The following is a 25,805-nucleotide window of genomic DNA, read 5'->3' as shown; positions in this document are numbered from 1 at the left end:
GGGATCCGAAAATGGCTGGCATAGAGTCGACGGCATGGTCATGTCCGAGGACGATGTCAGGGCTCAGCTCACCACTCCTCTGGCCTCGCCGGCTTTTCCGCGCGGGCCCTACAGATTCACCGATCGGGAGTATCTGAACATCACCTACCGGACGGACCCGGACGCGCTCAACGCGCTGATCCCGGCGCCGCTGAAGGTGGTCGACCCGCTGGTCCGCTTCGAGGTGATGCGGATGCCGGACGTCACCGGCCTCGGCGACTACACCGAGTCGGGCCAGGTCGCGCTCGTCGAGTACGACGGGGAGCCGGGGGAGTTCACGCTCGGCATGTACGTCGACCATCTCGGCGCGATCACCAGTGGGCGGGAGTACTCGGGGTATCCGAAGAAGTTTGGTAAGCCCACGCTGAGCGTGGATTCGGACACCCTGGTCGGGACGCTGGACTATGGGTCGATCCAGGTTGCGTTGGCGACGATGGGGTACAAGCATCGGGTGCTGGACGAGGCGGAAGCGCGAGCTGAGCTGACCGCGCCGACGTACATGCTGAAGTTGTTGCCCGGCTACGACCGCAAACCGCGGATCTGCGAGCTGGTGCGCAGCCAGATCACCGACCTGACCATCAAGGGTGCCTGGACCGGCCCGGCGCGGCTGCACCTGGTGCCGCACGCACTCGCGCCGCTGGCCGACCTGCCGGTGCTGGAGATCGTCTCGGCCAGCCACATCCTGACCGACCTGACGCTCGGACCGGTCTCGGTCGTGCACGACTACCTCGAGGGAGATCGGTGATGAGGGCAACAATCGTCGGCGGCGGCGTGATCGGCGTCTCGTGGGCCGGCCTGATGGCGGCGTACGGGATCGACGTGGTGATCAGCGACCCGGCGCCGGGGATCGAGGACGTTGTCCACGCCGGCCTCGCCGAACTGATCCCGTCCCTGGCTGACCTAGGCCTCCCCACCGCCGCCCTCGCTGACCGCATCACCTTCGAACCTGACCTGGCCCGCGCCGTCGCCGGCACCGATGTCATCCAGGAGAACGGCCCCGAGCGCCTCGACCTCAAACACCAGATCTGGTCGACGATCGAAGCACACGCACCCGCCCACGCGTTGTTCCTCACCTCGACGTCCGGCATCCCCGCCACCGACATCGCGACCGCGCTGCAGTCACCCGAGCGCCTCGTCGTCGGCCACCCCTTCAACCCGCCGCACCTGATTCCGCTGGTTGAGGTTGTTCCCGGCCGGCAGACCGCACCCGAAGCCGTGGCAGCGGCTGTCGATTTCTACCGCAGTCTCGGCAAGAAACCGATCGTCCTGGCCAAAGAGGTCCCCGGGTTCGTCGCCAATCGGTTGCAGGCGGCAATCTTCCGCGAATGCGTCCACCTCGTCGCCGAAGGTGTGGTGACGGAGCAACAATTGGACGAGGTCGTCACCTCTTCGCTGGGGCAACGCTGGGCAGTCAGCGGCCCCTTCCTCAGCTTCCACCTCGGCGGCGGCCCCGGCGGCCTTCCGCACTTCCTCGAACACCTCGGACCCGGCCTCCAAAAACGCTGGGGACAGCTAGGCACCCCTGACCTCGACGCCGCCACCAACGCGCTGTTGAGCGAGCAAGCCGCCAACTTCGGCGGCACCATCGCCGAGCTGGCGGAGGCCCGAGACAAGGCCCAGATCGCTCTGATGAAAGCTTTGGGGACTGCTCCTTCCGAGGAGAACAAATGAGCGACGTGACGGCGCGGGTCCGCTCCTCGATCGCCAACCCCATTCGCTCCGAGTCGGACGACCACTTCGACATTCAGGCCGCACTTGGTGAAGTGCTGGCGGATGTTGGGTTCAGCGCCGACGACTGCGGTGGGCGGGTTGAGTTCGTGGGGGCCGATCCGATCGTGCCGAGCGCCGTACGGTTGGGTGCCGCGCCGGCGATTGGGTTGGTGGCCAAGTCCGTTGCGCTGGCTGCTTTGTGGCGGCATCGGGGTGGACCGGGCCAGGACATCAGCATGGACTTGCGGAAGGCGCCGCATCGCCTGTGCCCGTTCTACGACAAGAAGTGGGAGTTGGTGAACGGCCTGCCGCCGACCAACACCGCCGACCCCGGCAGCCCGCTGTCGCTCAAGTTCTATCGTGCAGGCGACGGCCGGTGGGTGATGCCGCTCAACATCTACCCGAAGCTCAAGTCCGCAACGCTCAAACTCCTGCGCACGTACGACGATGCGACGGCGATCGCCGCTGCCGTCGCCCGGTGGAAAGCCAGTGAGCTGGAAGAGGCCGGCGCGGATGCGGGCATCGTGATGCCGATGGTTCGCAGTACCGAAGAATTCCTGGAAACCAAGCAATACCAGGACGTACTCGCCAACCTCCCGCTGATCGAGATCGAGAAGATCGGCGACTCTCCACCCGAGCCGCTTCCGGCCGGAGCACTTCAACCGCTCGACGGGATTCGCGCGCTCGGCCTCGGCCACGTGATCGCGGGGGCCGGGATCGGTCGTGCGCTCGCCCAGCACGGTGCTGACGCGCTGAACCTCTGGCGCCCGACCGAGTGGGAGAATCCGGTCGTCTACATGACCGCGAATGTCGGTGTTCGCTCAGCGACTGTCGACTACGCCCGCAACCCAGCCGCGATGGAGACCGTCCGCGACCTGCTCCGCGGCGCCGACGTCTTCTACGCGAACCGCCGCCCCGGCCAGGTCTCCGAGCTCGGCCTGTCGCCCCAGCAAGCTGCCGCGATCCGCCCCGGCATCATCCACACCACCGTTTCCCTGCATGGCGAACAGGGGCCGTGGGCAACCAGAGTCGGCTTCGACCAAACCGCAGGCTGTGTCACCGGCATGATGACGCTCGAAGGCTCCGCCGACCAGCCGAGACTTCCGCACATCGGCGTCGTCAACGACTACCTCGTGCCCTGGCTGGCCACGGCCGGCATCTGTGCCGCGCTCATCCGCCGCGCCAACGAAGGCGGTTCGTACCGGGTCCACATCTCGCTCACCCGGATCGCACTCTGGATCATCAGCCTCGGCGTCTTCGACCAGAACTTCGCCCGCACCATCGCAGGTACCGGTGGCGATCACGCCTACCTGGACCCCGACACCTTCACCGCGGAAACCCCGCTCGGCCGCTACCAAGGCGTCACCGACCAGGTCCAGATGTCGGCCACCCCCGGCGCCTTCCGCACCATCCTCGTCCCCCGCGGCAGCAGCCGCCCCGAATGGCTCCCGACAGGACAGCACTGATGACCTCGAATATTCCTCAGCTCGTCACCGACCTCCGGGCGACCTTCGACTCCCGCATCACGCGCCCGCTCGAATGGCGTCGTACCCAGCTGAACGCACTGAAGACCATGCTGCTGGAGCAGGACGCGGACTTCGTCGGCGCGCTGCACACCGACCTCGGCAAGCCGGCCGAAGAGGCCCGCGGGACCGAGCTCATGTTCATCGTCAACGAGATCGACCACACCCTGGAGCACCTCGACGCCTGGCTCGCCCCCGAGTCCGCGCCCCTCCCGGAGAGGCTGCTCCCCGGTACCGCGCAGGTCATCCGCGAACCACTCGGCGTAGCCCTGGTCGTCGGCCCCTGGAACTACCCGCTGCACCTGGCCCTCGCCCCACTCGTCGGAATCCTTGCCGCAGGCAACGTCGCGGTCATCAAGCCGAGCGAACTCTCCCCGACCGTCTCCGCAACGATCGCCCGCCACCTCCCGGCGTACCTGGATGCCTCCGCAGTTGCCGTCGTCCAAGGCGGCATCCCGGAGACGACCGAGCTCCTGGAACAGCGCTTCGACCACATCTTCTACACCGGCAACGGCCAGGTCGGCCGGATCGTCATGACCGCCGCCGCGAAACACCTCACCCCGGTCGCCCTCGAGCTCGGCGGCAAGAGCCCCGTCATCGTCGACCCCGACGTCAACCCGGTCCACGTCGCCGAGCGCCTGGTCCGCGCCAAGTTCCTCAACGCCGGCCAGACCTGCGTGGCCCCCGACTACATCCTCGCCATCGGCGACCCCGCGCCCCTCGAAGCCGCCCTCACCGCCGAAGTACGCCGCAAGTTCGGCGACGACCCGTCCACCAGCGACGAGTACGGCCGCATCGTCAACGAACGCCACTTCGACCGCCTCTCCGCCCTCCTCGCCAGCGGCCGAGTCGTCACCGGCGGCGAAACCGACAAAGCCACGAAATACATCGCCCCCACCGTCCTCACCGACGTAGCCCCCGACTCCCCAGTCATGGGCGAAGAGATCTTCGGCCCCATCCTCCCCATCCTGACCGTCAAGTCGCTGGACGAAGCCCTCGCCTTCATCCGTAACCGCGACAAGCCTCTAGCCCTCTACGCCTTCACCGAGTCGGATGAGGTCAAGCACCGCATCCTCACCGAGACCTCCTCCGGCGCCGTCGGCTTCGGCCACCCCGTAGTCCACCTCACCGCCACCGACCTCCCCTTCGGCGGCGTAGGCGAAAGCGGCATGGGCCGCTACCACGGCAAATACTCCATCGACACCTTCAGCCACCTCAAAGCAGTCCTCGATCGCCCCCTCACCTGACCCACCCGCCATTTGGTTGCTCGCCGCACCTGACAGGCCGGACGCGTTGCTTGGGGCTGGTCGCCGCGGCGGCCGCGTTACATAAAGAGCTTGGCTGGCCCCGGCGGGTGGTTGAGGTACTGGCGAGGTCGGCGACCGCGTGCCCGTTGCTTGAGGTGCCCGCTATGGCTGAGGTCCAAAATCTCCGCTGAGTGGAAACTCCTGTGCGCCATTTGCGAAGAATGTTCCACCCAACGTGGCTTAGGGTTCGAGATCCGCGTTAGTCGGTAATTTGGGGTCGCTATGTGAGAAAAAGTTGCCGGCTAATGACCCCGCCAGCGCCAGCCCGGGCGTTGCGCATTACGCGGGGATTTTTCGGGTCTATGCGCCGAAAAAGTCACGCACAACGACGCAGCAAGGGCCATCCGGGACGCGGCCTCACCCCGCGACTGAACCCACTCGCGAACCCCTTGCCCCAAGCAACCTCCCCGACCCCAAAGACACGCCAACCCACCCTTGGGCACGAACGACGACCTTGAGCACCCACCAACCATTTCGGCACCACGAAAACGGCTGATGGGGGCCCAAAGTCGGGGTTCGTGCGCAAAGAGAAGGCAACCCACCCTTGGCGCATGACTCGGCAGCCCCCGGCCGAACCACCAACCGGGGGCTTGAACACCATCCGGTGGCCGTGGACAGGTAATTACCTGACCGAACCCACCACGTTGCGCGCAAGCCCCCGGCAAGTGGAGAGAGCCGCGACGAAAAGACCAGCCACCGAGACGGTTGCGGCCAGCCGGGCGCGGCGGGACCCCAGACGACCTTGCCGGGGCTTTTCACCACCGCGGCGGGTCACTTTCCAGGCCTCGGAGCTACCGGCCGCAACCATAGCGAGCACCTCAGACGGCGGTCACGCGATCGCCGACCTCGCCATCCCCCTCAGCCACGCGCCGGGCCTCGCCAAACTCCCACTGTAAATCGGCCGCAGCGGCGACCAGCCACATGCAGCGAGCCCGGCCGCAGTTAGAGCGGCGAGCAACCATCCCCGCCGAAACATGAACACCAAGCAGAAGTAACAGTGCTTATATAAGCACTGTTACGATACCCCCATGGACGATCCGACAGAGCAGAGTCAGTGGCGCGCGCTGCATCAGCTGCTGGGGCACATCGACGGTGAGATCGGCCGCGTCTACACCGACCGAGACATCCAGGGATTGAAACCGACCTACGTGATGGAGCTACTCCGCCTCCACCTCAAGGGTCCGATGACCATCACCGAGCTAGCCGAGTCGGTCGGCCGCACGCACTCCGCGTTGAGCCAGAAGGTCGCCGCGATGCGTACGGCGGGCCTGGTGCGGACCGAGCCTGGTCCCGATGCCCGCGCCAAGCTTGTCGCGCTCACGCCGAAGGCCGAAGAGCTTGCCGGGCTGCTCGCCGCCGAGTGGCGAGCGACGGAGGCCGCCATCGCCGAACTCGAGGCCGAGTTGCCGTACAAGATGAGCCAGGTCGTGCAGGACATCGAGCAGGCGCTCAAGCGAAAGAGCTTCTATGACCGCGTCACCGAGAAGCTCGCCCAGGGGGAGGCGACAGAGTGAGAAACATGCTGATCGACCTCGCGCCGCTGCGAGCGTCAAAACCGTTCCGGCGGTTGTGGTTCGGCCAGGTGGTGTCGATCTTCGGTGGCCAGTTGGCATTCGTCGCGGTGATGTTCCAGGTCTGGGACGAGACGAAAAGCTCAGCCTGGACGGGCGCTGTCGGTCTGGCCCAAGCGCTCCCGCTGATTGTGCTCGGCCTGTTCGCGGGTGCAGCGGTCGACCGATTCGAACGCCGCCGGTTCTACCTCATCACCACCCTCGGCCAGATCTTCACCTCGGCGCTGATGGCGAGCCAACTGGTGATCGGTTCGGTGCCCGTCGGCGTACTGCTCGGGTTGGTCGCAATGCAGGCCGCGTTCGGCGCAGCGGCCGGACCTGTTGCCCGAAGCATCCTTCCGCAACTACTACCTCGCGAACTACTTGCTGGAGGCATCGCCCTCAATCGAATCGCCTTCCAGGGGGCCATGCTGATCGGCCCGGCCGCCGGTGGACTGATCGTCGCCGCCTGGGGCCCCGGTACGGCGTACCTGATCGACGCCCTGACCTTCACCGCAGCCCTGTACGGCGTCCTCGGTCTACCGCTCCTTCGCGTCAAAGGTGATGTGCGCCCGGGGCTGCGCGGGGTCGTCGACGGCCTGAACTTCGTCGTCTCAACACCGGTCATCCGAGGTGCGCTCATCACCGACCTCGCGGTCACTGTGCTGTCGATGCCGATCAGCCTCTTCCCGGCGCTGAATGCCGAGCGCTTCGGCGGTGATCCACGGACGCTCGGCCTGTTCCTGACCTCGATCGCCGTCGGGGGAGTGGCCGCCTCGGTCCTCTCCGGCTCGTACACCCGCCTGCCGCAGCCCGGCGTGGTGATGCTCATCGGCGCCGGGAGCTGGGGGATCGCCCTTGGCCTGTTCGCGTTCGCGCCCACCCCGTGGATCGCGTTCGCCTTCCTCGCGGTTGCCGGTGCCGCCGACACTGTCTCGGTCGTTGCCCGCAGCACCATTGTTCAGCTGCACACCCCCAACGAACTCCTCGGCCGAGTGGCCGCCGCCGAACAGATTGTCGGCAGCGCCGGCCCCAACCTCGGCAACGTTCGCGGCGGCGTCACGGCGCAACTCACGTCACCCTTCACCGCGCTCCTGTCCGGCGCGGTCCTCTGCATCGCCGCAGTCGTCACCGTCGCCGCCACCACACCCGGCCTACGCAAGTCCGTCGTACCGTCACAGGGCTGAGACGCTCGTCCCCCTAGGGGACGAGATCACCCTGGCGAGGGATGCACGGTGACGAAAGCAGCGGCAGGGTGATCCCCATGATCACCGTCTCTCGTCGTACCGTGCTTGCCGCGGCGGCCGCCGGCCTGACTGCGACTGCGGTGCCAGCGGCCGCTGCCGCACCCGCGCCCACCCGCCTGGTTCTGCCGCGCCCGACCGGGCCGTATCCGATCGGGACCACCGAGCTTCGGCTGGTGGACGAGTCCCGGGCGGACCCGTGGGAGCCGGGGCATCGCCGCGAGCTGATGGTCAGCGTCTGGTACCCGGCTCGCCCCGGCGCCGCCGGACCACATGCCCGCTACGCACCACCGCACATGGCGCCTCAGTTGGCGGATGAGCTCGGTAGCTACTTCGGCATCCCGCCTGGCCGGATCGACTACGCCGGTACGACGACGCACGCGCGGCTGGGCGTTCCGTCGTACGGGCGGCATCCGGTGATCGTCTACTCGCCGGGGTTCGGGACTTCCCGGCTGGTGAGCACCAACCAGGTCGAGGACCTGGCGAGCCACGGGCACGTCGTTGTCACTATCGACCACACGGGTGAGGCGCCGGTGGAGTTCCCCGGCGGTCGGGTCACGCCGGTCCTGCTCCCGGACAACGACCTGCACAAGCCGGTCGCGATCAGGGTCGCCGACCTCAAGTTCGTGCTCGATTCGCTCGGCCGACTGGCGCTCCACCGCGCGATGGATCTCCGCCGCATCGGCCTTCTCGGCTACTCCCTCGGCGGTTTCGCCGCCGCCGAAACCATGCTCACCGACCACCGCATCGCCGCCGGCGTCAACCTCGACGGCACCATGCAATACGGCTACCCCGAAGGCGAGCTGAGCGAGGTCGCCAAGCGCGGCCTGGACCGGCCGTTCTTACTCTTCGGCGCCGCCGGTCACTCGCACCTCCCCGGCGGCTCAGCCCCTGACCCATCCTGGACCAGCTTCTGGGCCAACCAACGCGGCTGGAAACTCAACCTCAGTCTGCCCGCCGGCACCCACGGCGCCTTCGCTGACTACCAGTTCTCCGCCCCGGCAGTTGCCCAAGCCAACAACATCCCGCCCGAAGCAGTCACTGCACTCCTAGGCACCGTCAACCCCATCCGCAGCATCAAGGCCCAGCGCGCCTACGTCCTCGCCTACTTCACCCAGTTCCTCGACAACCGCCCCCAACCCCTACTGCGCCAGCAATCCGCGCTCTACCCCGAGATCAAGTTCGTCTGAGCAACACCCACTGCACAGCGTCACCGGGCATCGCATAGGTCTCCACCTCGACAAACCCGTGCGCCAGGGCGAACCGCACTCCGTCCACGTTGCTCGAGAGGATGTGCGTCTCCACTCCCTGCCCTTGCGCCTGGTGCAGACAGTGCTGATACAGCGTCTCGCCGAACCCACGACCCCGGTACGGCGGGAGCACGCGCACGATCACGGTCGCTGCCGGTGTTTCCGCCGACGGCGGCCGGACCGTCGAACACCCCACCAGGACCTCGTCGTCGTACAGGACCTCGAGCACGTTGCGCGTGACCCGTTCCCGAACCTCGTCGACCGACAATGCGGCCGGTGGAACGATCTCGTTGTGCACGCGCTGCCAGTCGAGCAGGGTCGTGTCGTCCTGGACCCGAAGAATTCTCAGCGTCATGACTGCAGATGCTGCCAGGTAGTAGCGTCGGTGTCGTGCGGATTCTCTTTGTCGGTAACAGCTTCACGGCGCGTAACAACCTGCCTGGTCTGTTGAAGGGCCTGGCCGGTGCGCGCGGGATCGCGATCGAGTCGACGTTGATCCAGGCGGGTGGCGCCTCGCTGCGGCAGCATCTCAATGCCGGGAAGGCGCTGCAGGCGATCGAGGACGGCCGGTACGACGTAGTCGTGCTGCAGGAGCAGAGCACCTTGCCGATCAAGAGTCCGGACCGGTTCCGCGAGAGTGCGCGAGACTTCGACACCGCGATCAAAGCGGCTGGCGCGCGGACCGCGCTCTACCTCACCTGGGCGCGCCGCAATGCGCCTGAGACGCAAAAAGCCCTCACTGCAGCGTACGGCGGTAGTGCCGTCGAGCTAGGCGCGACGCTCATCCCGGTCGGGCCGGTCTGGGAGCGGTTCCTCAGCACCCATGACGAGCCCGTGCTGCACGACAAAGACAACAGCCACCCCGCGTTGGCGGGCAGCTACCTGGCCGCGTGCGTGTTCCTGATCGCCTTACTGGCTGAGGATCCGGTCGGAATCGACGTACCGGTGAAGGGCCTCGATGCGGACACCGCGGCCCTTCTCCAGCACGCTGCCTGGGACATCTGCGAAGGGCTAGCGTCCCCCGAGTAGCCCACCGAGAACACCGGCGACCCCGCCATCTTGGCCGGTCTGCTGACCGCTGCCGGTGCCGCCGATGACGCCGCCGGGCGGCTCCTCCGAGGGCTGGACGACAACGAAGCCCTGGCCGGCGAAGCTCATCGTGAACGCCTCACCCGTCGTACGGCCGAGGAGAGTGCCGAGACCGATCTGGTCGGCGCGCTGGTAGCCGGTCTGCAGACCCGTCGACCACGCGATCGCGGCCTGGGGGTCGGCGTACGTCGGCTGGTCCACTGTGAGAACGACCGGGGTGCCCTTGCAGGTGATCGCGAGCCGGCCTTGACCGGAGAACGTGCAGTTGAACAGGCCGGCGTTCGACATCATGCCCATGCCCTGGACGCGCTGGATGTCCCAGCTCAGCGAGGACTCGAACGCGAGCACGTTCGCGCCGTTGATGCTGAGCCCGTCGTGCGGACCTTCGAGATCGATCAGGTAGACGTCGGCGGCGCGGTCGGCGAGGAAGACATCGCCGTGGCCCTTGATCTTCATCAGCGGGATGCCCTCGCCGGTGAGCTTCTGCTTGATGAACTTGCCGATCCCGCCGGACCCCTGGGCCTCGAACTGGACGTTGCCCTGGTAGGCGACCATCGCACCCTGCCGCGCGAACACCTCGCCGCGCAACTCGACCTTCAGCAGCTTCGAGTTCTGCAGCCGCAGACCCGGCTGGGCCGACTCCTGCTCCTGGTTCTCCGCCGCGAACAGTTGACTCCGCACTGACCTACCCCCTCTTGAGAAACAACCCCGAGCGCAGGTATGGACGCACGTCTGCCCGCAGCGGTTCCCCTCCCTTCCAACATATAGCGCAGGGGTGGGCTTGCGGCAAGGCCCCGGTGATGCCTCAGGATGGCGGTCCATCACGAATCGAGGGGCGTGAAAATGCGGTTTGTGTTGCTGACCTGGGGCTCGCGCGGAGACGTCGAGCCTCTCGCCGGTCTGGCAAGGAAGTTGCAGGAGTACGGCGCGGAGGCGGTGCTGTGTGCACCACCCGACGAGGAGTTCAGGGCGCTGGCCGCCCGGGCCGGTGTGGAGCTGGTGCCGGTTGGTCGCTCGGTGCAATCGGTCGTCAACAATCCGAAGCCACCGTCACGCGAAGCTGCGTTGAAACTGGCGCCCGAGCTGGTCGCTGCGCGTTTCGACGTGTTGCCGAAAGTTGCCGAGGGCGCCGAAGCGATCGTCGCCACCGGCCTGATGCCGGCCGGCGCCCGCGATGTCGCTGAGAAGCTCGGTATTCGCTACGAGTTCGCTTCCTTCCACACCCTCGGCATGCCGCCCGAGGGGACGAATGCCCTCTACCTGGAAGCGCTCAACACCCAGCGGGCCGCGATCGGCCTGCCGCCGATCGACGACGTACGGGCTTATGTCCGCGGCGACCAGCCGTGGCTGGCCTCCGATCCGACCTTGTGGCCGGCGGACATCCCCGAGGTACTGCAGCTCGGCGCCTGGACGCTGCCCGACGATCGCCCGCTCCCGGCTGACCTCGAGGCTTTCCTGGATGCAGGCGAACCACCCGTGTACGTCGGCTTCGGCAGCATGGCGTCGCACGCTCCGAAGGACATCGCCCGCCTGACCACCGAGGCCGCCCGCGCCCACGGCCGCCGAGTGCTGCTGAATCGCGGCTGGGCCGACATCGCCGCGATCGACGACCAGAAGGACACCTTGGTCATCGGCGAGGTCAACCAGCAGGCCCTGTTCCCGCGAGTCGCCACCGTCATCCACCACGGCGGCGCCGGAACCACCACCACTGCAGCCAAAGCCGGTACGCCGCAACTCGTCGTACCGCGCATTGTCGACCAGCCGCGGTGGGCCGCCCGCGTCGCGGAGCTAGGCATCGGCTTCGCCCACCAGGATCCGGACCCGACCCTGGAGTCCCTGACGTCGGCGCTCACCACCACCTTGGCTTCCGAGACGAGAGCCCGCGCCCAGGCGCTCGCCCCAACCATCAACACCGACGGTACGACGCGTGCCGCCGAACTGCTGCTCAGCGGAGCTGTTCGAGAACGGTGATGGGCGCAAGCATCGTGGCCGCGTCGAGCGGCGCGTTGCCAGTGGCAAGCAGTTCGAGGAAGACCTTCAACCCCGGTACGACGTAGTCGGCGTCGAGCTGGATGTCCTGGCTCACAACGCCTTCGCGGCCGACGATCTCGGCGTGGAACGGCACGCTGCCGGTATCGGTCGGCGTGACGAGTTGCAGTGTGACGAGGACGTCGTTGCTGCGGTAGCGCGCGATGACAGTGGCTTTGGTCTGCTCGACCTGGATGTTCTGCGGGTCGCCGGGGGCTAGCCGCTGGGCGAGATCGGCGGCATGAATGCCGTAGAAGAAGATGCCGCTGTATTCGCTGTCCGGATCGGCCGGGCCGGTGACTGTGACCGCCTGCAGTTCGCCGACAGATTCGATGCTCTGGGCAAGGGTATCCGCGTCGGCAACCCAGCGAACGGCCGAGTACGACGTGACCAGGGTGCTCGTGCGTTCCGCGGCCTCGAGGATGGCGCGGGCGTCCGCCGTACTGGCTGCTAGGGGTTTGTCGACCCAGACGGGGATGCCGGCGTCGAGGAACGGTTTGGCGTGCTCGCGATGCAGGGCGCCGTCGCGGTTGGTGACGATGAGCGCGTCGACGCTGCCGATCAGTTCGGTCGAGGTCGGGACGAGTTGGGTGATACCGCCGTTGGTCATCAAGGTCTGGTTGTGCTCGTCGTCGGTGCCGACGAGGGCGACGATGCGGGCGGCGTCCGAGATCGGGTGGGTGTTCAGGTGCTGGATGATCTCGCGGGCGTGGCTGTTCTCGGTCCCGACCAGGGCGATACGAAGCATGCTCGATCCTCTCGCAGCTCGACGAGGCGCCCGACGCGGGCCAGAGTGTCCACGCTTCGAGACTTGGTCAAGTATGTCGATTAAGTTAGTACCTTTTGATCACGTGCTGTGACTCTCCGAGAAGCGACTGTGACCCTGAAATGAGGAGCAAATGACCGAGAACGCGCCCAGCTGGTCGTTCGAGACCAGGCAGATCCATGCCGGGCAGACGTCGGACCCGACGACCAAGGCCCGAGCGCTGCCGATCTACCAGACGACGTCGTACACGTTCGACAGCACCGATCACGCTGCGAGCCTGTTCGGGCTGCAGGAGTTCGGGAACATCTACACCCGGATCCAGAACCCGACCCAGGACGCGGTCGAGCAGCGGATCGCGAGTCTGGAAGGCGGCACCGCCGCGCTGCTGGTGTCGTCGGGCCAGGCCGCGACCTCGCTCGCGCTGCTGAACATCGCCGAGGCCGGTGACCACGTGGTCAGCAGCCCGAGCCTGTACGGCGGTACGTACAACCTCTTCCACTACACCTTCCCCAAGCTGGGGATCGAGGTGACCTTCGTCGAGGACCCGAGTGACCTGGAGTCCTGGAAGGCCGCGATCAAGCCGAACACGAAGGCTTTCTTCGGCGAGACGATCGCGAACCCGAAGAGCGAGATCTTCGACATCGAGGGAATCGCCGGGGTCGCCCACGAGTTCGGCGTACCGCTGATCGTCGACAACACCGTCGCCACGCCGTACGTGCTGCGGCCGCTCGAGCATGGCGCCGACGTCGTCGTGCACTCGGCGACCAAGTACCTGGGCGGCCACGGTACGGCGATCGCCGGCGTGATCGTGGATTCGGGCAAGTTCGACTACGCCGCGAACCCGGAGCGCTTCCCCGGCTTCAACCAGCCGGACCCGAGTTACCACGGCCTGACCTTCGGCGAAGCGCTCGGCGTCAACTCGCCGCTCGGCAACCTGGCCTACATCCTCAAGGCCCGCGTGCAGTGGCTGCGCGACCTCGGTACGGCGGTAGCGCCGTTCAACGCGTTCCTCATCGCGCAGGGCCTGGAGACCCTCTCGCTGCGGATCGAGCGGCACCTCGACAACGCGCTCAAGGTCGCGCAGTGGCTCGAGGCCCGCGATGAGGTGGACGGCGTCGCGTACGCCAGCCTCCCGTCGAGCAAGTACTACGAGCTCGCGCAGAAGTACACGCCGCGCGGTGCCGGCGCGGTCGTGGCGTTCGAGATCAAGGGTGGTGTGGACGCCGGTAAGCGATTCGTCGACGCGCTGCAGTTGCACAGCCACGTCGCGAACATCGGTGACGTGCGTTCCCTGGTGATCCACCCGGCCTCGACGACGCACAGCCAGCTGTCCACCGAGGACCAGCTCGCTTCCGGCGTCACCCCGGGCCTGGTCCGGCTGGCGGTCGGTCTCGAGCACATCGACGACATCCTTGCCGACCTCGAGGTCGGGTTCGCGGCCGCCAAGTCGGTCTGAGTCGATGAGTGCCACCGGGCGACGTTTTGTTGCTGCCGGCGACCTTCTGCTGGAGAGCGGTGCGACGTTGCCCGGGGCGCGGATCGCGTACGAGAGCTGGGGGAATCCCCAAGCAGACAACGCGATCCTGATTTGTCACGCGCTGACCGGAGATGCGCACGTGGTCGGCCCGGCCGGACCCGATCAACCGACCCCCGGATGGTGGGACGGTTTGATCGGGCCGGGCCGGTACCTCGACCCCGCCGACTGGTACGTCGTTGCCTCGAACGTGCTCGGCGGTTGCCAAGGAACCACCGGCCCGTCGAGCGAAGCACCCGACGGCCGCCCGTGGGGGAGTCGCTTCCCCGCCATCACCATTCGCGACCAGGTCAACGCCGAGGCCGTGCTGGCCGATGCCCTAGGCATCGATCGCTGGGCAGCCGTCATCGGCGGTTCGATGGGCGGAATGCGCGCCATCGAGTGGCCGCTGATGTACCCAGACCGAGTCGGTACGGCGTTCGTCCTCGCCTCCACCGGCTATGCCTCCGCCGACCAGATCGCCTGGTGCGCACCACAGCTCGCGGCGATCACCTCAGACCCCGACTGGCAAGGCGGCGACTACTACGGCACCGGCCGCTCCCCGGCCGTCGGCCTCGGTATCGCGAGAAGAATCGCCCACATCACCTACCGCTCGGAGTTCGAGCTGGCCACCCGCTTCGGCCGCTCCGCGCAAGCCGGCGAGGACCCAGCCACCGGCGGCCGGTACGCCGTCGAGTCCTACCTCGACCATCACGCGACCAAGCTCGCCCGCCGCTTCGATCCCGGCTCGTACGTCGTCCTGACCCGCGCCATGAACAGTCACGACATCACCCGCGGTCGCGGCGATCTGGCCAGCACGCTGGCCCGGCTGCGCTCCCGGCTTGTCGTCGCGACGGTCGACTCCGATCGCCTCTATCCACCGTCGTTGTCGGCCGAACTTGTCGCGGCCTTCCCAGCGGCCGATGGCGTGCATACGATCAATTCGCCGTACGGGCATGACGGCTTCCTGATCGAGCTCGACCAGGTCGGCGCCTTGATCGCGAAGACCCTGAGCACGGCCGCGGTCGGTCGGAGATAGTCCAGCTGGTTTCTGGGCACTGGAGAGCCATGCGGAAGTTCGTCGGGATGCGGTACTACCGGGTCTGGCGCGCGGCGGTAGCGGCGCTGGCCGGGATGGGTGTGGTGACGGCTCTGGTGTTCGTGGCACCGGGTCCGAATTTGGCAGTGTTCGTGTTCGCCGGTTTCACGGCCGGTGCGCTCTCGGTCAGCCTCGGGCTGTCGTGGGAGCAACCGTCGGCCGAGGTCTTCCGGGCGGCTCCACGCTGGGCTGCGCTCGGCGGTGGCGTCGCGGTCGCAATCATCGGGTACGGCGCCGCCGTGGGGGTCGAGGTGTTGCTCCTGCTCCTGGTCATCGCCGGAACCTCGCCGCCGGTCGTCGCGTGGTTCGGTTGGCTCGAAGTCGCCCCGAACGCGCCGCTCAAAGAACAGTCGCCTCCCAAGCTGCATGCCGAGCTGAAGCCACTGGACGCGCCCGCGCTGGACTACGCCGTACTGCTGCACGACCTGACCGCCGCCGAGCTGTGCCTGGCCTGGCGCCGCAGCTTCGGCGAGCTGCGCCGGACCGAGCACTGGGCGGCGACGACCGACGTACGGCAGGCGTATCTCGACGAGCTCGAACGGCGCTACCCCGACGAGTTCGTCGCCTGGCTCGCATCCGGCCCGCGCGCAGCAAGCGACCCCAGGCGCTTCTTCGATCATGGCGCCGATCACGCCGGCGGGTAGAACACCTCCCGTAGGTGCTCGCTGATGAGCTCGACGGCATGCCGCCCAGCCGACAGCGCGGCCGGAAAGTTGAGAAACGCGTGCATGGTGTCGGCGTACTCGACCAGCCGGGCATCCAGCCGAGCCGCGGATTCCAAAGCATCGTCACGCAGCGAGTCTCGTCCCGCAGCGAGTACGAGCGCCGGGGGTAGTCCGTCGAACGACATGCTGTCCTGATCGGGATGGGGGCACGGATAGCAGAGGATCTGGTGCGCTGGCAGCGGGGTGCCGTTGTCCCGGGCAACCATGCATGCCGCCATCGCCAACTCCGCGCCGGCGCTCTGTCCACCTATGGCGATCCGTCCGTCGCCTCGCAACTCAGTGGTGCGCGCGTGGATCCACTGCAATGTCTCGTGGACGTCATTAAGTGCAGCTGGGTAAGGTTTTTCAGGCTCCAGACGATAGTTGAGCGAGACAACGACAACGTTGCCTGCGGCAGCGATCCCGGATGTCGCGTACTCGATGTCGCGCCAGTGCCCACCGACGAATCCGCCACCGTGCAACCACAGCAGAACTGGCGCGGGCCCGGTCGTCTGCACTGGGTGATAGACGCGCGCATCGAGCGTGCGTCCCGGCAGCTCGATCTCCAGATCACGCGGTCGCGTTCGCGGATCAACCGTCCCGGCGAGCTCCGGATCCGGGAGTTCCTGGCGGTCCAGCAGCAGCTGCTCGTACGGATCCAGGTCCGGCCGGGACGGCTGATCCGCCAGGAGTTTGAGCAGTGCGTCGGTCTCACCCGCATAGGCCGGGGAATCGATGATCATGCAGCCCTCAAATGCCGAGCCGCGTGCCCGAAGACCCCGTAGCCGGGCGGCGTCGACACGTACTCGGCCAGCGCCCCGATCCCACCGTCGTACCCGCCGCCCGTCGCCGGGTCGGCCCACGCGACCTCGTCGTACTGCTCGATCTCCGCGACCAGCCCTTCGCCAACACTGCGATACCGGTGCAAGACCAGCTCCGACGGAAGGTGCCGTCCAGCCTCGACGCCGCCGACATTCATCGCCGTACCGATCGAGGGGGTTTCCCAGCGCGGGTCCAGGCTCCAATGCAGTCGGCCATTCCGCGCATCACGTAGTACAGCGAGGGTGATTTCGTCCCACATCAGCACGTGCGCGACCAGGTCGTGCAAGGACTCGCAGAAGTGTCCCAAGGGTCCGGCGCTCAGCCGGTACGGCGCTCGCAGCTTCTCCGCGCTCAATCCGTCGACCGCAGTCAGCAGGAGTTCTTGGTCGTCCCGCAGCAACTGAGCTGCCTCACCGGGCGATGTCTTCGTCATGCGTCGACCAAACCACCACCCCCGCCGAACGCGCCGCCGATTGAGCGAATGGCTCAATCGGCCAGACCGAGGCCGGTCAGGATCTCGGCGACGGACCGATCGGGCGGGGCCGCGGTCGTGAGACCCCGGATGCAGGCGGTCATGACCATCAGGAAGTAGTCGCCGCTGGAGATGGCCGGCAGCTCTGCGTGGACGGGCGCGAGGACCTCGTCGGCAGCCAGCAGGGCGTAGACCTTTTCGAGCTCCCGCTGATGGGGGCCGTCGTGGTAGGGGCGGTGTCGCTCCTCGGCAGCGGTCAGGTTGATCGCGAGCGAGGCGACCGTCCCGGACAACATGACGGCACCGGCAGCGCCGTACCCGCGGCGTCCGAGCGCCTCGATTGCGTCGCGTTGCAACCGCAACCCGGCAGCTCCACGGGGGAACAGACTCTGCAGGTACGCCGCGAGGCCGGGCCGGTCGAGGACGAAGTTCCGCAGTTGCTGCGAGAACGAGAGCAGGTGCTTCTCGAGGTCGTCGGCGGGGTCGTCGGCGATGCGGAGCTCGGCCAGGACGGCCTCACCGACGAGTGTCTCCAGACCGAGCTTGCCGTCGACATGGCGGTAGAGCGCGGTCGGCGTGACACCGAGTGCGGTGGCGACGCCGTTGACGGTGAGGCTCGCGAGGCCGAGGCGCAGCCCTTCGCGCTCGATGTCTGCGAGCCCGATCTGCGCCTGCCGGCCACCAGTCTTGCGCCGTGGCGTAGTGCCTGTCACAACATCCTCCGACCCTCTTGACCCCTAAGTTATGGTACTAACTTACATACGCACCGTGACTCACGGTGAAATCGACGCGCCCCAGGAGATCGTATGAGCGAGCATCGTCCTACCCGCAGAACCCTGCTCAAGGCCGCCGGTGGCCTGACCGCCGCCGCCGGCCTCGGCGCCGGAACCATTCTGACCGGCGCGGCCGCGGCCCACGCCGCGGGTGACGGTTTCGGACTGCGCATCGTCGGCAGCGACACCCGCGATCCGCGGATGTGGTACTACCGCTTCCAGACCGCCGAGATCGGCTGGCAGCCCGCGGTCAACGTGCTGCTGCCTGATGGTTACCACAACAGCGGCGGCCGCCGGTATCCCGTTCTCTACCTGCTGCACGGGGGAATGCAGGACTTCATCAGCTTCGACATCGCCGGCGTCCGCGCCTGGACCGCGGGCAAGCCGATCATCGTCGTGATGCCCGACGGCGGTAAGGCCGGCTGGTACTCCAACCCGGTCACCACCAATGTCGGCCCCCGCAACTGGGAGAGCTTCCACCTCAACCAGCTCATCCCGTGGATCGACGGAAACTTCCGCACGTACGGCGAATTCGCGGGCCGCGCCGTCTCCGGCTTCTCGATGGGCGGCTTCGGCGCCCTGAAGTACACCGCCAAGTACTGGGGCCATTTCGCCTCGGTCAGCTCGCACTCCGGCCCCGCCAGCGTCCGCCGCGACAGCGGCCTGGTCGTTCACTGGGCTAACGCGTCTTCTGCTGCGGTCGACCTCAACGGCGGCACCATCTACGGCGTCCCGTGGGACGAAGGCCGGGTCAACATGGACAACCCGATGCAGAACATCGAGCGCTACCGCGGCAAACGCATCTTCCTCGTCGCCGGAACCGCCCCGGGTCCCGACCCCTTCAACTACGCCAACGAAACCCAGGTCCTGGCCGGCCAGCGTGAATTCAAAGCTGCCCTGGCCCAGGCCAACATCCCGTTCATCGCCTACGAAGACGGCGGCGGCCACGAGATCCGCGCCGGCCGCATGATCGAAGACATCGACGGCATCATCAACCACCTCCGCCGCTAGTCCGGCGGGCAAGTGCTGGTACGGCGCTTTCGCGGGGGAGCGCCGTACCGGCCAGGTGCCGCATCAGCCGAGGGACTCGGTGATCTTGCGGGTCATCTCGGTGAGGGTGGGGGAGGGGGTGGACTGGTGGAGTTGGGCCGCCTCCAGGGCGACGGTGATGGTGGTGCGGAAGTTCTCCGCTTCGGCGGGGGATTGGGCCTCGAGGAGCGTGACCGCGGCGGTCAGCGCCGGGAGGACCTGGTCGGCCATTTCGGCGACGTTCTTTCCCTTGAGGGGGATGGTGCCGCGCTTCTCGTTGAGGACGTGGCCGACCGTGCCGGTGGCGGAGGTGAGCGCCATGGTGCCGTTGGTGGCGATCTTGTGCGGCTTGTCGCCGGCCGCGGCGAGCAGCGAGACGGCGCCGTACGCCGCGATGCGCAGAGTGGTCTTGTCCTGGTCGGTGAGGGTGATGGTCATGATGGTTTCTCCTTGTATATAGGTGATTAGCGGGTGACGGACGCGGTGGCGCGGACGGCATCGGCGACGGCCGCGAAGTCCTTGCGCAGGATGTGTGAGTGGTTGCTCGGGACCTTGGCGGCGATCTGCAGGTTGGAGTTGACTGCGAGCACGGGCTCCAGTGAGGCGCGCGCCGCTTCCATCTCCTCTTCGCCGCCGCCGAGGCTGGAGCCGGTGGCGAGGACATAGCGGAACGGGCAGGTGATGCGCTCCAGGACCGGAGCCATCTCGGCGGCGATGCCGTTGATCTCGATGTTGACGTCGATGTGCTCCTCGAGGCTCATCCGCGCCGCCAGACCGAACGGGCGCACGAGCGGCAGGAGGTAGCGCATCTTGCTGAACAGTTGGCGGATCCGCTCTGCCCCTTCCTCGCCGGTCAGTCCGTACGGCATCGCGCCGTCGACTGCGACCGCTCCGGCGATGCGGTCCGGGTTCTGCTCGGCCCAGTACGCCGCGAGTGTCGCGCCGTACGACCAGCCGACCAGGATCGGCCGCTCGGCGCCCGTCGCAGCCAGTACGGCGTCGATGTCGCGCAGGCCGGCGGCGAACGAGTAGTCCGCCGACTGCTTCGACTTGCCGCGGGCCCGGGCGTCGAAGGTGATGTGCCGGAACTCGTCGTTCCCGAGGGCGGCGATCACCGGCTTGAAGTGCTTCCAGTTGGCGTAGGCACCGTTCAGGTAGACCACCGGACGGCCGGAGCCGCCGGAGTCGTTGACGTTGAGCGCGGTGTCCTCGGTCGGAATCAACATGGTGGTTCTCCTTGCATTCGGTTCGTTTGGTATTTGCTGAACAAGAAGAACCGTACGTTGCGTTTAGAGATCCGTCAACACGCAATTCTGACCGCTCTGAGCGTCAGATTGGTGTTCTTTGCAATGATGCTGAGACTGAATGCAATGCTGGGCTTTGCAATGAGCTCGCGGTGAATGCATACTTGGTGGCGGTAGTGCGACCAGATCAGGGAGGCCGACCGGATGCCCGGAGGCAGGCTCAGTACGGAAGACCGTCAGCAGATCGCGGGCTGGCTGGGCGAGGGGCTCGGCTATGCCGAGATCGGCCGCCGCCTGGATCGGCCCGCCTCAACCGTGATGCGCGAGGTCACCCGCAATGGCGGTCCCGACGGCTATCGCGCGGATCGCGCCGAGCAAGACACGCGCGAACGCGCCCGCCGGCAGAAGCAGGCCGAGCCGGCGGCCCCGCCGATGTACGACGACAGTCACGGGCGCGACCCGGTCGCCGTACAGGAGCTTGCGGATTCGTTCGCCGAACTGCTTGTGCAGCAGGGTTTGCCGCGGATGGAGGCCAGAGTTCTCACGTGCTTGAACATTGCCGACTCCGGCAGCCTCACCGCCGCCGACCTCGTCCAGCGGCTGCGTGTCAGCCCGGCGTCCATCTCGCATGCCATTGCTTTTCTTGAGCAGCAAGGGATGTTGCGTCGCGAACGCGATCCCGGCGAGCGCCGCGAACGCTATGTCATCGACGACGAAATCTGGTTGCGCAACCTGATCGCGTCCGTGCAGATGAACGAAGCGTTGGCTGCCTCATCGCGACGGGCGGCTCAGGTGCTCGGGGTTGATACACCTGCTGGTGCGCGGTTCGAGTCGTCGGCTGAGCTGGTGATGCTGATCAGCTCGAAACTCCAGCAGGCTATGGAGGAATGGCGTGATCGGCTCGCGGCCCGGGAGGCTACTTCCCGGTGAAGGCGCCGATTGCGATGCCGAGGACGGCGGCGTTGTAGAAGAACGACATCACCGAATGCCAGATCACCGCATGCCGCACGCGGCGGTTGCTGATCTCGACGTCGGAGGTCGCGAAGGTTGCTCCGATGGTGAAGGAGAAGTACGCGAAGTCAAGGAAGTTCGGCGTCGTTGTGCCGGGGAAGGTGATGCCGTGTCCGGTGGCGAAGTAGATGTTCGCGTAGTGCATGGCGTACCCCAGGTGCAGGATCAGCCAAGCCAGTACGACGGTCGCTGCAGCCAGCAGTCGGATGATCCAGGCGTCCCATGGAACATCCTCGGCCGTATCGACTGCCACGATCAACAGTCCGCTGGACAATCCGGCGGCACTGGCCACGATCACCCCCGCGAACCGCAACCGCATCCTGTGGGCCGACGGCAACCAAGGCGGTGACCCGTCGGCGTCGGCGTCGGCTGCGGTCCGTCCGCGGCGCAGCGTCCGCACCTGCCGGCTGAGAAAGATGAGTGCGATGAGATCCCAGGTCATCAGGGTCGGAACGGTCGCGATGCCAGGAACGGCGTGGATCCACAGCACCGGAAGCAGCATGGCGCCGGCCGCCGCGAGCAGCGCTCGCGTGACCCCGTCCGACCGAACGCTCACCACATGCGGATGCTAGCGATCGCCGTACCGGACGTCGGGAATGTGTCAGTCGTCGGCGAGGCGGTTGAGCAGGCCGCCGGCCTCGAGGTCGTCGACGACCGAGGTGGCTGAGCGGGGGACGATGCCGAGCTGGGTGGCGAGCTCGCTGAGGCGGAGCGGGCGGCCGGCCTGGTCGAGGGTGCGGAGGACGCGGAAGCGGCCGTGGGTGAGGCCTTCGACGTCGGCCCTGGCGGCACGGCGCTGCCGGCGGATGACGGCGTCCAGCCGGGCGGCGATCTGTTCGGCGGTGTTGTCGGACGCATTCACGGTGGGAGCCTATCGGGGACCGGTCTTGTGAGTTAGCCTCATAGTGAGGTAACCTCAGCATATCTGATCCAGAACCGAAAGGCTTCAATGTCACAGATGTCCGGAATGCCGGGTGCAGGAGGCGGTGGCGGGCGAGCGATGCGCTCGCTGCTGAAGGACTCCTCCGTCCGGCACCACAAACTGTCCGCGGGCACACTGCGCCGCATCGCCGGTTTCGCCGTCCCCTATCGCGGCTATCTGGCCGCCTTCCTTGTCCTTGTCGCCATCGATGCGAGCGCCGGCGCAGCCACCCCGCTGCTCTACCGCGCGATCATCGACCGCGGCATCGTCCCCAAGAACACCGCACTCGTCATCTGGCTCGCGGCTGTCGTCGCGCTGCTTGCTCTGGTGAGTGGTGCGGTCACGCTGGCCCAGCGCTGGTTCTCCGCGCGGATCGGCGAGGGACTCGTCTACGACCTGCGCACCTCCGTGTTCGATCACGTGCAGCAGATGCCGGTCGCCTTCTTCAGCCGCACCCAGACCGGTGCGCTCATCCAACGCCTGAACGGCGATGTCCTCGGCGCCCAACAGGCGTTCACCTCAACGCTGTCGAACGTCGTCAGCAACGTCCTGAGCGTCACCTTGGTGCTCGCCGCGATGTTCGTGATGTCGTGGCAGATCACGCTGCTGGCGCTGGTGTTGCTGCCGCTGTTCATTCTCCCCGCTCGCCTGATGGCCGGTCGGTTGCGCGAGGCAACGGCCGAGACCTACCGGCTGAACGCAACCATGGCGCAGACGATGACTGAGCGGTTCAACGTGGCAGGCGCCGTACTGGCCAAGATCTTCGGTCGCACGCAGGATTCGTCCAAGGAGTTCGCCGACAAGGCTGCGCGGGTCCGTGACATCGGGGTCACAACCTCCATGTATGCCGGGATCTTCCGCGTCTCGCTGACTCTGGTCGCAGCGCTCGCGGTCGCCCTTGTGTACGGTGTCGGCGGAGTCTTCGCTGTGCAGGGTGCGCTCGGGATCGGGACGGTCGTTGCCTTGACCGCCTATCTGGCTCGGCTCTACGGTCCGCTGACCGCGCTCTCCAATGTCCAGGTCGACGTGATGACGACTTTGGTCAGCTTCGAGCGAGTACTCGAAGTGCTTGACCTCCCGCCGATGGTTGCCGACCGCAAGGATGCTGTTGAGCTCCCTGTCGATGTCGAGCCGTCGCTGCAGTTCGACGAAGTCCGCTTCCACTATCCGTCGGCGGCCGAGGTGTCGCTCGCCTCACTCGAGTCGGTCGCGACGCTGTCGACCGAGACCGGTGAAGAGGTGCTTAAGGGCATCAGCTTCGCGGTCCGCCCCGGCGAGATGATCGCCGTCGTCGGCCCGTCCGGTGCCGGCAAAACTACTCTCGCTTCGCTCGTCTCCCGCATGTACGACGTCACCGGCGGCGCGATCCTGGTTGGCGGTCACGACGTCCGCGAGGTCACGCAGCGCTCGCTTCGCGACGTGATCGGCGTAGTCACGCAGGACTCGCACATGTACCACGACACCATCCGCTCCAACCTTCTGCTGGCCCGCCCAGAAGCAACCGAGGCCGAGCTCCATGACGCGCTCGAAGCGGCTCAGATCGCGGCTTTGGTCGACAGCCTGCCAGATGGACTCGACACCGTCGTCGGCGATCGCGGCTACCGCCTCTCCGGCGGCGAAAGGCAACGACTGGCCATCGCCCGCCTGCTCCTCAAATCCCCCTCCATCGTCATCCTCGACGAGGCCACGGCTCACCTCGACTCCGAATCAGAGGCCGCCGTACAAGCCGCTCTGGCGAACGCCCTCACCGGCCGGACCTCGCTGGTGATCGCCCACCGCCTCTCCACCATCCGCAACGCCGACCAGATCCTCGTCCTGGACGACGGCCAAATCCGCGAACACGGAACGCACGAGGAACTCCTGGCCGCCGGCGGCCTCTACGCCGACCTCCACGCCACCCAATTCGCCACTCAAACGGTCGCGTAATGTCGCTGGCGTCAGCTGGGTTCAACGACGGAGGCACGGATGCGACTGATCGGGCGAGTGCTCTTGGTGGCGGCGATCATCGGCGGCGGGCAGGTGGCTCCGGCCTTTGCCCAGCCCGAAACAACGCGGACCGGTACGACGTCTGTTGCGACTGTGCAGTCGCGAGTCGGGTTCGAGCGGTTGACGGATCTCGTCGTACGGCGGATCAATGTCGGCGATGCCGTTGCCGCGTCGAAGTACTTCAGCGGCAAGCCGGTCGACGACCCGGTCCGTGAGCAGCAGATCCTGGTCTCGGTCCGCGCGTCGGCCGTGAAGCTGGGGATCGACCCGGACGAGACCGCCGCGTTCTTCCAAGCGCAGATCGATGCCAGCAAGGTCGTGCAGCGCGGTCTCCTCGCGCGGTGGGCCCAGCATCCTTCGTCGGCCCCGACAACTGGTCCGGATCTCGATGCCGTTCGCAAGCAGCTCGACCAGCTGACCGCCGACCTCCTCGCGGAACTCGTCACCGTCGACCGCCTCCGCGACTCTGGCGTACGCTGCGGCATCTCCTTGCTGCTGGCAACTATCCCGGCCGGCGTACACCTGGACCGCCTGCATCGGCAGGCCCTCAAGGTCGCGACCATCGGCGTCTGCTGATGAAGGTCTTCCTGTCAACAGACATGGAGGGTACGGCGGGAGTCGTCGACTGGTCGCAGTGTCGCGCGCCGAGCCCGGAGTACGAGTACTACCGCGGTCAGCTGCAAGCCGAGGTGAACGCCGCGATCGACGGCGCCCTCGAGGCCGGCGCCACTGAGTTCCTGGTGAACGACTCGCACTCCACCATGCAGAACCTCCGCCCGGATGAACTGCACGGTCGCGCAAGCTACCTCTCCGGCCGACACAAACCGCTGTACATGATGGAAGGCCTCGACGCCTCGTTCGACGCCATCTTCTTCATCTCGTACCACGGCTCAGCAGGCGCGACCTCGTCCGTCCTTCACCACACTTACAACCCACGCGCGATCGCCGAAGTCCGCCTCAACGACACGATCGCCGGCGAAGCAGCCGTCAATGCACTGGCAGCGCTCGCGTACGACGTACCGATCGTGCTGATCACCGGCGACCAAACCACGATCGACGAGGCCCGCCCCTTCTTCCCGCGCGCCGAAGGCGTAGTCGTCAAGCAGTCGATCTCCCACAACGCCGCCCTGTCGATCCACCCCGAGCGAGCCCGCGAACTGATCCAAGCCGCCGCCCGCCAATCCCTCAGCACCCTCAGTACCCCCCAGCCGAACCTCCGTGGAGCCGACCTAACCATCCGCTTCCACACCCAAGCCCACGCCGACCTGGCCTGCGCCCTCCGCAACGTCGAGCGCCAAGCCGAAACAACAGTTGTCCTGAGCCACGAGGACCCCCTGACGCTCTTCCGAACCTTCATCGCCACGGTGTACCTGTCCCGAGCCCTCAACGACTAACGCCGTACCGATGAACGGGTAGTGGGCCTAGCTGTCCCGCTCACCCCCACCGCCAATCACCCCAAACGGCCCACCACTACCCGTCCATCGGTACACCCCACCAACTCCCGCCGTGCCCGCTCACCCGGCGCTCGCCATCTCAGGGGATATCCCTTCAGCTGGGGGGGTTGCCCACTGAGAATCTGAGGGGGCAACCCCCTATCTGAACTGGTCCCCGATTGTTGGACTGGCTGGTTAGAAGCCTAGGCCGCGAGGGCTTGGGCCCGGTATTGCACCGGGCTCAGGCCCTCGAGTCTTGTTGAGATGCGGTCGTTGTTGTACCAGCGGATG

General features: G+C 66.8%; 28 protein-coding genes. 17 read left to right on the top strand and 11 right to left on the bottom strand.

All coding sequences use genetic code 11. The features are described 5' to 3' along the window. Positions 1 to 34: 34 nt before the first annotated feature. From E1263_RS21215 to E1263_RS21185, 7 genes are all read left to right on the top strand, one after another. Positions 35 to 784 carry an acetoacetate decarboxylase gene (locus E1263_RS21215; RefSeq protein WP_202868980.1) on the top strand — a complete coding sequence of 250 codons (750 nt, stop codon included), beginning with the start codon at positions 35 to 37 and terminating at the stop codon, positions 782 to 784. Next, on the top strand, positions 784 to 1,710 hold the full coding sequence (locus E1263_RS21210) for a 3-hydroxyacyl-CoA dehydrogenase family protein (RefSeq protein ID WP_132170010.1): 927 nt from the start codon (positions 784 to 786) through the stop codon (positions 1,708 to 1,710). Before E1263_RS21215 ends, E1263_RS21210 begins: the two co-directional genes overlap by 1 nt. Next, positions 1,707 to 3,215 (top strand): CoA transferase, encoded by a 1,509-nt coding sequence (locus tag E1263_RS21205; RefSeq protein ID WP_132170008.1) that lies wholly within the window; start codon positions 1,707 to 1,709, stop codon positions 3,213 to 3,215. The genes E1263_RS21210 and E1263_RS21205 overlap by 4 nt, the downstream gene beginning before the upstream one ends. Continuing rightward, entirely contained in the window at positions 3,215 to 4,519 is a 1,305-nt protein-coding gene (locus E1263_RS21200; RefSeq protein ID WP_132170006.1) for an aldehyde dehydrogenase family protein, read from the top strand. Before E1263_RS21205 ends, E1263_RS21200 begins: the two co-directional genes overlap by 1 nt. Before the next feature lie 1,088 nt (positions 4,520 to 5,607). Further along, complete coding sequence (locus tag E1263_RS21195; RefSeq protein WP_132170004.1) at positions 5,608 to 6,093, top strand: MarR family winged helix-turn-helix transcriptional regulator; 486 nt, start codon at positions 5,608 to 5,610, stop codon at positions 6,091 to 6,093. Between the two features lie 5 nt (positions 6,094 to 6,098). Next, complete coding sequence (locus E1263_RS21190; RefSeq protein ID WP_132170002.1) at positions 6,099 to 7,316, top strand: MFS transporter; 1,218 nt, start codon at positions 6,099 to 6,101, stop codon at positions 7,314 to 7,316. A gap of 77 nt (positions 7,317 to 7,393) precedes the next feature. Beyond that, a complete protein-coding gene (locus E1263_RS21185; RefSeq protein WP_165956700.1) occupies positions 7,394 to 8,563 on the top strand; it encodes an alpha/beta hydrolase family protein in 1,170 nt (389 codons plus the stop codon). On the opposite strand, the gene E1263_RS21180 is transcribed toward E1263_RS21185, so the two are convergent. Continuing rightward, positions 8,550 to 8,978 carry a GNAT family N-acetyltransferase gene (locus tag E1263_RS21180; RefSeq protein ID WP_132169998.1) on the bottom strand — a complete coding sequence of 143 codons (429 nt, stop codon included), beginning with the start codon at positions 8,976 to 8,978 and terminating at the stop codon, positions 8,550 to 8,552. The genes E1263_RS21185 and E1263_RS21180 overlap by 14 nt on opposite strands. A 35-nt stretch (positions 8,979 to 9,013) precedes the next feature. Between E1263_RS21180 and E1263_RS21175 the strand changes: the two genes are divergently transcribed. Beyond that, positions 9,014 to 9,652 carry an SGNH/GDSL hydrolase family protein gene (locus E1263_RS21175; RefSeq protein ID WP_132169996.1) on the top strand — a complete coding sequence of 213 codons (639 nt, stop codon included), beginning with the start codon at positions 9,014 to 9,016 and terminating at the stop codon, positions 9,650 to 9,652. On the opposite strand, the gene E1263_RS21170 is transcribed toward E1263_RS21175, so the two are convergent. Further along, a complete protein-coding gene (locus E1263_RS21170) occupies positions 9,635 to 10,393 on the bottom strand; it encodes an AIM24 family protein (RefSeq protein ID WP_132169994.1) in 759 nt (252 codons plus the stop codon). The genes E1263_RS21175 and E1263_RS21170 overlap by 18 nt on opposite strands. 162 nt (positions 10,394 to 10,555) lie before the next feature. Between E1263_RS21170 and E1263_RS21165 the strand changes: the two genes are divergently transcribed. Further along, positions 10,556 to 11,683, top strand: coding sequence for a glycosyltransferase (locus tag E1263_RS21165; protein ID WP_132169992.1), 1,128 nt, complete (start codon positions 10,556 to 10,558; stop codon positions 11,681 to 11,683). On the opposite strand, the gene E1263_RS21160 is transcribed toward E1263_RS21165, so the two are convergent. Then, positions 11,658 to 12,488, bottom strand: coding sequence for a Gfo/Idh/MocA family protein (locus E1263_RS21160; protein WP_132169990.1), 831 nt, complete (start codon positions 12,486 to 12,488; stop codon positions 11,658 to 11,660). The genes E1263_RS21165 and E1263_RS21160 overlap by 26 nt on opposite strands. 151 nt (positions 12,489 to 12,639) lie before the next feature. Here E1263_RS21160 and E1263_RS21155 point away from each other — a divergent pair, with 151 nt between their 5' ends. Genes E1263_RS21155 through E1263_RS21145 form a run of 3 tightly spaced genes read left to right on the top strand, consistent with a single transcriptional unit; the run spans position 12,640 to position 15,762 of the window. Further along, a complete protein-coding gene (locus E1263_RS21155; RefSeq protein ID WP_132169988.1) occupies positions 12,640 to 13,962 on the top strand; it encodes a bifunctional o-acetylhomoserine/o-acetylserine sulfhydrylase in 1,323 nt (440 codons plus the stop codon). A gap of 4 nt (positions 13,963 to 13,966) precedes the next feature. Continuing rightward, a complete protein-coding gene (metX, locus tag E1263_RS21150) occupies positions 13,967 to 15,058 on the top strand; it encodes a homoserine O-acetyltransferase MetX (protein WP_132169986.1) in 1,092 nt (363 codons plus the stop codon). Positions 15,059 to 15,087: 29 nt separating this feature from the next. After that, entirely contained in the window at positions 15,088 to 15,762 is a 675-nt protein-coding gene (locus E1263_RS21145) for a hypothetical protein (protein ID WP_132169984.1), read from the top strand. Here E1263_RS21145 and E1263_RS21140 read toward each other — a convergent pair. The 3 genes from E1263_RS21140 to E1263_RS21130 are packed head-to-tail and all read right to left on the bottom strand — an operon-like array spanning position 15,747 to position 17,829. Beyond that, positions 15,747 to 16,565 carry an alpha/beta hydrolase gene (locus E1263_RS21140; RefSeq protein ID WP_132169982.1) on the bottom strand — a complete coding sequence of 273 codons (819 nt, stop codon included), beginning with the start codon at positions 16,563 to 16,565 and terminating at the stop codon, positions 15,747 to 15,749. The two genes, E1263_RS21145 and E1263_RS21140, sit on opposite strands and share 16 nt — an antisense overlap. Next, complete coding sequence (locus tag E1263_RS21135; protein WP_132169980.1) at positions 16,562 to 17,077, bottom strand: hypothetical protein; 516 nt, start codon at positions 17,075 to 17,077, stop codon at positions 16,562 to 16,564. The genes E1263_RS21140 and E1263_RS21135 overlap by 4 nt, the downstream gene beginning before the upstream one ends. A gap of 53 nt (positions 17,078 to 17,130) precedes the next feature. After that, entirely contained in the window at positions 17,131 to 17,829 is a 699-nt protein-coding gene (locus E1263_RS21130; protein WP_132169978.1) for a hypothetical protein, read from the bottom strand. 93 nt (positions 17,830 to 17,922) lie between these two features. Between E1263_RS21130 and E1263_RS21125 the strand changes: the two genes are divergently transcribed. Next, positions 17,923 to 18,900 (top strand): alpha/beta hydrolase, encoded by a 978-nt coding sequence (locus tag E1263_RS21125; protein ID WP_132169976.1) that lies wholly within the window; start codon positions 17,923 to 17,925, stop codon positions 18,898 to 18,900. A 63-nt stretch (positions 18,901 to 18,963) separates the two neighbouring features. Here the strand turns inward: E1263_RS21125 and E1263_RS21120 are convergent, their stop codons facing one another. Beyond that, positions 18,964 to 19,356, bottom strand: coding sequence for a hypothetical protein (locus E1263_RS21120; RefSeq protein WP_132169974.1), 393 nt, complete (start codon positions 19,354 to 19,356; stop codon positions 18,964 to 18,966). 26 nt (positions 19,357 to 19,382) lie between these two features. After that, positions 19,383 to 20,144, bottom strand: coding sequence for an alpha/beta fold hydrolase (locus tag E1263_RS21115; protein ID WP_132169972.1), 762 nt, complete (start codon positions 20,142 to 20,144; stop codon positions 19,383 to 19,385). Positions 20,145 to 20,366: 222 nt separating this feature from the next. Here E1263_RS21115 and E1263_RS21110 point away from each other — a divergent pair, with 222 nt between their 5' ends. Then, entirely contained in the window at positions 20,367 to 21,092 is a 726-nt protein-coding gene (locus tag E1263_RS21110) for a GbsR/MarR family transcriptional regulator (protein WP_132169970.1), read from the top strand. On the opposite strand, the gene E1263_RS21105 is transcribed toward E1263_RS21110, so the two are convergent. Beyond that, a complete protein-coding gene (locus E1263_RS21105; RefSeq protein ID WP_132169968.1) occupies positions 21,079 to 21,732 on the bottom strand; it encodes a DUF1345 domain-containing protein in 654 nt (217 codons plus the stop codon). The two genes, E1263_RS21110 and E1263_RS21105, sit on opposite strands and share 14 nt — an antisense overlap. A gap of 42 nt (positions 21,733 to 21,774) precedes the next feature. Continuing rightward, on the bottom strand, positions 21,775 to 22,035 hold the full coding sequence (locus E1263_RS21100; RefSeq protein WP_132169966.1) for a MarR family transcriptional regulator: 261 nt from the start codon (positions 22,033 to 22,035) through the stop codon (positions 21,775 to 21,777). Between the two features lie 96 nt (positions 22,036 to 22,131). Here E1263_RS21100 and E1263_RS21095 point away from each other — a divergent pair, with 96 nt between their 5' ends. Genes E1263_RS21095 through E1263_RS21085 form a run of 3 tightly spaced genes read left to right on the top strand, consistent with a single transcriptional unit; the run spans position 22,132 to position 25,475 of the window. Next, complete coding sequence (locus E1263_RS21095) at positions 22,132 to 24,021, top strand: ABC transporter ATP-binding protein (protein WP_132169964.1); 1,890 nt, start codon at positions 22,132 to 22,134, stop codon at positions 24,019 to 24,021. A 39-nt stretch (positions 24,022 to 24,060) separates the two neighbouring features. Next, complete coding sequence (gene aroQ, locus E1263_RS21090) at positions 24,061 to 24,657, top strand: gamma subclass chorismate mutase AroQ (RefSeq protein ID WP_132169962.1); 597 nt, start codon at positions 24,061 to 24,063, stop codon at positions 24,655 to 24,657. After that, a complete protein-coding gene (locus E1263_RS21085) occupies positions 24,657 to 25,475 on the top strand; it encodes a M55 family metallopeptidase (protein WP_132169960.1) in 819 nt (272 codons plus the stop codon). The genes aroQ and E1263_RS21085 overlap by 1 nt, the downstream gene beginning before the upstream one ends. A 242-nt stretch (positions 25,476 to 25,717) precedes the next feature. Here the strand turns inward: E1263_RS21085 and E1263_RS21080 are convergent, their stop codons facing one another. Continuing rightward, the gene (locus E1263_RS21080) at positions 25,718 to 25,804 is read right to left on the bottom strand and encodes an IS3 family transposase (RefSeq protein WP_420323368.1); all 87 of its coding nucleotides are present in this window, start codon (positions 25,802 to 25,804) and stop codon (positions 25,718 to 25,720) included. Between the last annotated feature and the right edge of the window lies 1 nt (position 25,805).

Source organism: Kribbella antibiotica, assembly GCF_004349055.1.
GTDB lineage: Bacteria > Actinomycetota > Actinomycetes > Propionibacteriales > Kribbellaceae > Kribbella > Kribbella antibiotica.
Note: the sequence above shows the minus strand (reverse complement) of the source record. Positions and strands in the feature narration are given on the sequence as shown.